Origin of the sequence: Galbitalea sp. SE-J8 (genome assembly GCF_030345695.1) — a bacterium.
GTDB lineage: Bacteria > Actinomycetota > Actinomycetes > Actinomycetales > Microbacteriaceae > JAUASV01.
Genome location: NZ_JAUASV010000038.1, coordinates 1 through 7,763 on the forward strand (window position 1 = coordinate 1; position 7,763 = coordinate 7,763).

The 7,763-nt window shown below is 62.6% G+C and carries 4 protein-coding genes; all 4 read left to right on the forward strand.

The features are described from left to right. Positions 1–106: 106 nt before the first annotated feature. The 4 genes from QT381_RS15430 to QT381_RS15445 are packed head-to-tail and all read left to right on the forward strand — an operon-like array spanning position 107 to position 7,216. On the forward strand, positions 107–4,111 hold the full coding sequence (locus tag QT381_RS15430; RefSeq protein WP_289249921.1) for an RHS repeat-associated core domain-containing protein: 4,005 nt from the start codon (positions 107–109) through the stop codon (positions 4,109–4,111). Between the two features lie 8 nt (positions 4,112–4,119). After that, the gene (locus tag QT381_RS15435) at positions 4,120–4,521 is read left to right on the forward strand and encodes a DUF4279 domain-containing protein (protein ID WP_502877569.1); all 402 of its coding nucleotides are present in this window, start codon (positions 4,120–4,122) and stop codon (positions 4,519–4,521) included. 53 nt (positions 4,522–4,574) lie between these two features. After that, positions 4,575–6,467 (forward strand): RHS repeat-associated core domain-containing protein, encoded by a 1,893-nt coding sequence (locus QT381_RS15440; protein WP_289249923.1) that lies wholly within the window; start codon positions 4,575–4,577, stop codon positions 6,465–6,467. Beyond that, complete coding sequence (locus QT381_RS15445; RefSeq protein ID WP_289249924.1) at positions 6,464–7,216, forward strand: hypothetical protein; 753 nt, start codon at positions 6,464–6,466, stop codon at positions 7,214–7,216. Before QT381_RS15440 ends, QT381_RS15445 begins: the two co-directional genes overlap by 4 nt. The last annotated feature ends 547 nt before the right edge of the window (positions 7,217–7,763 follow it).

Genomic DNA, 7,763 nt, shown 5'->3' on the forward strand with positions numbered 1-7,763 from the left:
CTATCGGTTGCCGTGGAAGCTGCGCATCGCTGCCTGCTTTGACTACACGTACCCCGATGGCACCTACGGCGGCACCATCTGCACGGCGGAGCGCACGATTGTCCGCGTGCCCCACGCCTTCGGTGCGGGCTTCCCCACCGCCGATGCCGGCCCGGGTCAAGTGGCGCTCTGGACCGGCGAGTTCAACTACTCGGTCACCGATGTCTCGATCGACACACCGCAGGGCGCACTCATCGTCTCCCGGTCGCACCTAGGGTTCGACGGCGCCACGGGCGACCCCGTGGCCGGTGCCTTCGGTCCCGGGTTCAGTGCTTCCTTCGACGGCGCCGCCGTGGGCACCGCTGGTTTCGACGTGTATGACAACGTGTCCGTCGACGGCACCATGTACTTCGCCGACGACGAAGGCAACATCTACTCGTTCATGAAGCCTGTCATCGCACCGTTGGATGTCTACATAGCGGCCGATGATGACACGCGCGCGTTGAACGCGAAGCTGCGCATGATCGATGCGACGACGATGTCGCTGACGACCGATGATGCGGTGGTCACGACCTGGGAGAAGACGGGCGGCGCCTGGGTGCCGAAAGAGGTTCGCGAGCCCGGCAACGCGTCGGGCACGACCTTCACGCGGCTCGCGTCCGGCCGCATCTCGCGCATCCTTGCCCCTGTGCCCGATGGGGTGACCTGCGACGATCCCGCGACGAAGGGGTGCCGGTCGCTCATCATCCGTTGGGGCGCGAACAACACCGGTGATCGGGTCACGTCGATCGACTACCAGGCGTGGGACCCGGCCTCGAGCTCGAGCACAGTCACGACGGTGGCCACCTACCAGTACACCGACGGGCGGCTCACATCCGTCACCGACCCGCGCTCGGGTCTCACCACGTCGTACACCTGGAACACCGCCGAAGCGCAATTCCCGAAGCTCGCCACGATTCAGGATCCGGGCAGGGCGAGATGGGCGGTGAACTACGAGACCAACCCGCAACTGTCGTACGACGTCCGTACCGCGAGCATCGACCATTTCGACGCCACGAACGCGACGACATCGACCCGGGACACGAGCTTCGTCTACAACATCGATCCGAACCAGAGCGTGCCGGGCCTGCCCGACACTCTGACGAAGACCTGGACGGACAAGTGGCGGCAACGTCGTGCTCCTGCGGTCGGCTTCGCCGTGTTCGGGCCGGACCAGAGAGTGAATGGGGCCTTCGCCGTGGGGAGCGTTCCGTCTGCGGCTTGGGCGCACGCGTCTCTCCAGTACGCGGACGCCCAGGGCTACACGGTGAACACGGCGAGCTATCTCGGTGCCGCGGCCGGCAACACCGCCACGTACCCGGTGCGCGGCTGGGCGATCACGTCGACGGACTACGACGACCACAGCAACGTCACCCGCTCCATCGACGCACGCGGAATGGCACAGGTCTTCACGCAGCTGCAGCAGGGCGGCGCCTCGATCGACGCCGCCAGGTACGCGAGCGTGTATCGGTACAACGCCGCAGCAACCGTCAACGGCGTCGCCGTGCCGGAAGGCTCGTTCCTCACGGACGCGTGGGGGCCGCAGAAGACCGCTTACGTGCACACCAATGCGGACGGCAGCGCGAACTCCGGCGGCACCACGCGACTCGTGCGTGTGCACACGCACTACGACTACGACCAGGGCGCCCCGAACAGCAAGATCAACCCCGCCACCGGACACCCGTATGGGCTCCAGACCACGGTGCGCACGGGCATCGCCGATCCGAGCAGCGGCTCCTCGTCGTCGGCGGACACGATCCCCGCCGACCAGGAAGCCCTCAGCGCCACGTTCACGAGCTACGACAGCTCCGACCCATCTGCCAGCTGGAAACTCGGACTCGCGACGGCGACCGACCTCGACCTGGCCTCGCCTGCGACCACCATCGACTCGAGCACGGGGGCCCTCAGCGGCGCATCCGATGACATCGTGCACAAGACCCAGTACGACGCGACGGGTCGGGTGACCAAGGTCATCCAGCCGCTCTCGAACGGCAACGACGAAGGCACCACCGAGACCGTCTACTACACGGCCGGCGCGAACTCCCAGGCCAGCCAGTGCGGCGCCCGGCCCGAGTGGGCGGGCATGCTGTGCCTCTCCCGCCATGCATCGAAGCCGGTGAACGAGGACCTGCCCGACGCGCAGGTCACGAGCTACAACAAGTACCTGCAAGCGCTGACCCAGGTCGAGGTCTCGGGATCCGGCAGCGGGCTCGTCACGAGGACCACCACCACGACCTACCTCGCGGATGGACGGGTGAGCTCGGTCGGCGTGGACGCCACGACTCTTCCCAGCGCCGGGGACGTCAAGACGACGACCAATGTGTACGAGGCATCCTCCGGGGCCTTGCGCGGCTCCAGCACCACCACATCCGGTGTGACGACGTCCGAGCTGTCAACGTTCGACAAGTGGGGCCGGACAGTCGGCTACACCAACTCGCTCGGCGACACCACGACCACGACCTACGTCGCGCCGAGCACGGGCGGCTACCAGGCCGGAGCCGGCCAGGTCGCGACCGTGACCGACGCGAAGAGCGTCACGAGCTACACCTACGGCGGGACCGATGCCCGGGGCGGTACCGAGTCGCGGTCGCTGCTGACGAAGAAGGTCGTCGCGATGGTCGGAGGATCCAGCTACACGTTCACCGCCGCGTACGACACCTTCGGGGCTCTGACCAAGCAGATCGCGCCGAACGATGTCGGGCAGGCGAACGCCTACGACAGCGCCGGGCGGCTGGTCGGGATGTCGTACTACTGGGACGCGACCGGCGCGAGCCCGCTGCTGCACACGTGGACGCGGGAGTATGACGCTGCGGACCGGGTGACGGGTGAGTACGACATGACCGCGATCCCGCAGCCGACGGACTACCCCACCCGGTGGTGGCGGTACGACAAGGCCGGGCGTCTGGACGAGATCGTGGATCGCAGCAGCGGCGTGTGCGTCATCCGTCAATACTCGTTCGACAAGCAGGGCAACCGCACCTCACTGACCAGCAGTGCGGCCCAGGCGGATGGGAACTGCTGGGGAGCGGCGACCACGACCACGTGGAGCTACGACCTGTCCTCACGGGTGCGGACCGTGACCCGCGATGGCAGCACGGGCACGTACGGGTACGACGTCCTCGGTCGGGCGACGACGATTCCGGGCCTGGATGCCGCGTCGAGCGGCACACGGTCGATCGCGTACTTCGACAACGACCTGCCACGCACGGTGGTCGACACCTCCTTCACCCTGGATCCGTCGATGCGACGCGTGCAGGGCACCGATGGCAGCGTCACCCACTACGGCGACACCACCGACAGTCCCTCCTGGGTCGTGAAGTCGGGCACGACGACCGTGTACGCGAGCGACATCGCCGGCGCTCTGAGCCTGCAGTACGACACCACCGGGTCGGGCAGCACCGGGTACCTGCAGCTCGCGAACCCGCACGGCGACAACGTCACCCGCACCCAACTGCCCGCCAGCACCACCACCGACGCATCCACCGTCTCCGGATTCGCGATCTACGACGAATTCGGACAAACCACCGGCACCACCGCCTCCACCGGCACCGCCACCTACGGATGGCTCGGCAACAAACAACGCCAAACCACCACCGCCCCCTTCATCCTCATGGGCGCACGCCTCTACAACCCCCTCACCGGACGCTTCACCTCCCCCGACCCCATCCCCGGCGGCAACGAAAACGCCTACGTCTACCCCAGCGACCCCATCAACTCGTATGATCTGTTCGGACTGAAGAAGAAGGCAAAAAGTTCCGATTCTGACGATTGGACTGACAACCTAAATAATGCAGCCAAGAAACTAGGATACCCAGTGAAAGAGGTCCGGCGTGCGGTTGAAAGGGAAAAGAAGGGATTGCGTGGATCGAATCCAAAGACACGGAATCCCGATATCGAGGTGAATACGAAGACGGGTGATATTCGAGTGAAGGGTGGAGATGGTTCTCCGGAGGGAAACATTCTCGATCACCTCGAGACTCGCTCCATCCAGCCAAGCGTGCGGATGGATTGGAGCGGCGTCGGCGCAGGTTTAGTGATCGGAATTATCTTCGTAACTATCGTTACCTTCCCGATAAGCGCCGCGTACGGCTAGGGGTTGGATTGATTGTAGAAAGCACCGCAAGCCTTGTCGTTACAAGTCGACTAAAAACGCTATCGTGGATTACTGAGCAAATGACGAGAGAGCCATTGCGCGGCTATGATATTGGCGATCGCCGCCGCTCTGGCGCGATCCGGGACCACGCTCTTTGGGATTCCGGCGAAGTGGTCGGCGTGGAAGGTGACGACTCTGGTTCTTCCGCACTGCAGAGATTGCTGGATCAAATTGAGCCGATCCAGTCTCGCGTGCTGAGCATATTGGGCGATTGCGATGCCGCGATATATTGGTCGGCGACGGCGGACAATTCGCAAGTAGGGTTTATACTGGAAGCGAGCACAATTTCTCGCCTTTCATCGTTTGGCATTCCGCTGATCGGTACATTTTGGCCAGGATATCAATCCTGAAATACGCGCTTGCGGCTTTGACGGATCCGCCATGTGTGCTCGCGGATGGGCGGGTGAGCTCGGTCGGCGTGGACGCCACGACTCTTCCCAGCGCCGGGGACGTCAAGACGACGACCAATGTGTACGAGGCATCCTCCGGGGCCTTGCGCGGCTCCAGCACCACCACATCCGGTGTGACGACGTCCGAGCTGTCAACGTTCGACAAGTGGGGCCGGACAGTCGGCTACACCAACTCGCTCGGCGACACCACGACCACGACCTACGTCGCGCCGAGCACGGGCGGCTACCAGGCCGGAGCCGGCCAGGTCGCGACCGTGACCGACGCGAAGAGCGTCACGAGCTACACCTACGGCGGGACCGATGCCCGGGGCGGTACCGAGTCGCGGTCGCTGCTGACGAAGAAGGTCGTCGCGATGGTCGGAGGATCCAGCTACACGTTCACCGCCGCGTACGACACCTTCGGGGCTCTGATCAAGCAGGTCGGGCCGAACGATGTCGGGCAGGCGAACGCCTACGACAGCGCCGGGCGGCTGGTCGGGATGTCGTACTACTGGGACGCGACCGGCGCGAGCCCGCTGCTGCACACGTGGACGCGGGAGTATGACGCTGCGGACCGGGTGACGGGTGAGTACGACATGACCGCGATCCCGCAGCCGACGGACTACCCCACCCGGTGGTGGCGGTACGACAAGGCCGGGCGGTTGGATGAGATCGTGGATCGCAGCAGCGGCGTGTGTGTGATCCGTCAGTACTCGTTCGACAAGCAGGGCAACCGCACCGCGCTGACGACGAACGCCCCGCAGCCGGATGGGAACTGCTGGGGTGCGGCGTCCACGACCACGTGGACCTACGATCTGTCCTCGCGGGTGCGGACCGTGACCAAGGGTGGGGTCACGGGCTCGTACGGGTATGACGTGTTGGGGCGGGTGACGACGATTCCGGGTCTGGATGCCGCGTCGAGCGGCACACGGTCGATCGGGTACTTCGACAACGATCTGCCACGCACGGTGGTCGACACCTCCTTCACCCTGGATCCGTCGATGCGACGCGTGCAGGGCACCGATGGCAGCGTCACCCACTACGGCGACACCACCGACAGTCCCTCCTGGGTCGTGAAGTCGGGCACGACGACCGTGTACGCGGCCGACATCGCCGGCGCTCTGAGCCTGCAGTACGACACCACCGGGTCGGGCAGCACCGGGTACCTGCAGCTCGCGAACCCGCACGGCGACAACGTCACCCGCACCCAACTGCCCGCCAGCACCACCACCGACGCATCCACCGTCTCCGGATTCGCGATCTACGACGAATTCGGACAAACCACCGGCACCACCGCCTCCACCGGCACCGCCACCTACGGATGGCTCGGCAACAAACAACGCCAAACCACCACCGCCCCCTTCATCCTCATGGGCGCTCGTGTATACAACCCGATCACCGGGAGGTTCACGTCACAGGATCCAGTGCCCGGCGGCAACGAAAACACCTACGTCTACCCCAACGACCCCATCAACCAATTTGACGCGAGCGGGGAGTTTGCGGTTGTTGTACCGGCCGCAATCCTTTGGATTATAGGCGCTGCGATCCTGATGGCGTATTTGGCAAGCATAACGACGACCACCACATTCAAGTGCTACAACTCGTGCAACGTGCTCGACCGGATATTCCAAAAACGCAGTGATAGACCGTCGAGATCTGAGCAAAAGGCCCGTGCCAAAGAACTAGGATACACAGAGCCTGTGGACGGCACCGACAGAATGAGGGTCCCTAAGAGTCGGCAGTCGACCATTGACAAGAAAGTGGGCCGAGATCGCCCGGCCTCTATCAGCCCGGATCGAGGGAGTGGGAATGATCAAGGTTCACATAGGGGTTGGTTTAAAGGATTCGACAAAAGGGGAAAGCGAACGGGCACATACGATAAGGATCTGAATAGGGTCGGAAAATGACGTCATGGTATGTCGAAAAGCCGTCGTCGACACGGACAGAGGCGGAGGAAGTGCTAAGAATTTCAATTGAGTTGGGGGTACGGGGAGGACGCATCATTAACCCCAGACGTTCTTTCATGTTGAACCTGCCTGAATGTGATGCGGCACTACTTCTGGCCTTGCTCCGAAGGAAGCGAGTGACAGTCCCGTTATGGGATGACACCTATTCCGCGGCCGATGTTTTTGTGAGAACCATCGATCCGGAAGACGCCAGACGTGATCTTGAATATCTTGCTGACTGGCTAATGGCGTATATCGGCCCTGAAGCTGATCCTGCATATTCATCAGCGTTGCTTCAATACGGCTGGAGCGCGCGGCTCCCGCCACTCTCCGAGGAATTGGCGAGCAAGATAGCGTCGATATTCAACTCAAATCACCGCGAATCCGCATATATCCGACAAAGCGAAGGCCATTTTCGCCGAGTTGTTGATAGGGTCCAAGGAAAATTGTTGCTAGAGGTGATCAGTGGCGTTGCATCGCGAAATGCCGATGGCTTTCTGAGCCAATTGGACGCGGAATTGACTGACTTCATTCGGAACTTTTCGCCTGACAGGTATTACTGGACTCGATCTGAACTTCGCCTGGAGATTGAAATGCGCCAACTCACGAGCCGCGCTAGAGCGAGCAAAGTGGAAATGCGTTCGATCCTGACAGTCGACGACGGCCAGCTCTGGCGGGTGATGTTGAATCAATCGGCGTTAAGCAAATGACCGAAGCGGCGGGCATGATCCTGATCGCACGTGATTGAGTCAATCAGCGAGACGATGGCCGAAGAGGACCGGAAGCTGTCGCGTGGTGCGCCGATCTGGGCATTGACCGCACTGGCCATTGAGCGAGAGGCCCATGTTGGCAGAACAGTCCTACCGCCGCACGCGGTGTGGCAGTCGAAGGCGAACACCGCAGTTGCAGGGCTCTTCTGATTTCAGGTAGGGGTGGTGGGGTCAATTGCTGGGCTCGGTCGGCTTCGGAGCAGCCAGGGACGGCATGCTGAATTCGGGCAGGCGATCTGTTCGGCTCGGCTGGTCAACACGTCCCACGGGTAGAGTTATCAACGGCAACAAAGAGTACCAAGCCACTCTGCGGTTAGAAATTCCCCGTGGGCCCCTCAATCGAGGTCATATTCACCTGGGTGGAGCGCGTTTAAAGTGAGCACTCATGACAATGCCGAGTCTAAACTCGATAGCGAAGCGATACTTTTGCAAATCGCCGAGCATGTTAAAGAGCGATGGGCAGATAGGGTTGCGACTTCGCTCGTGC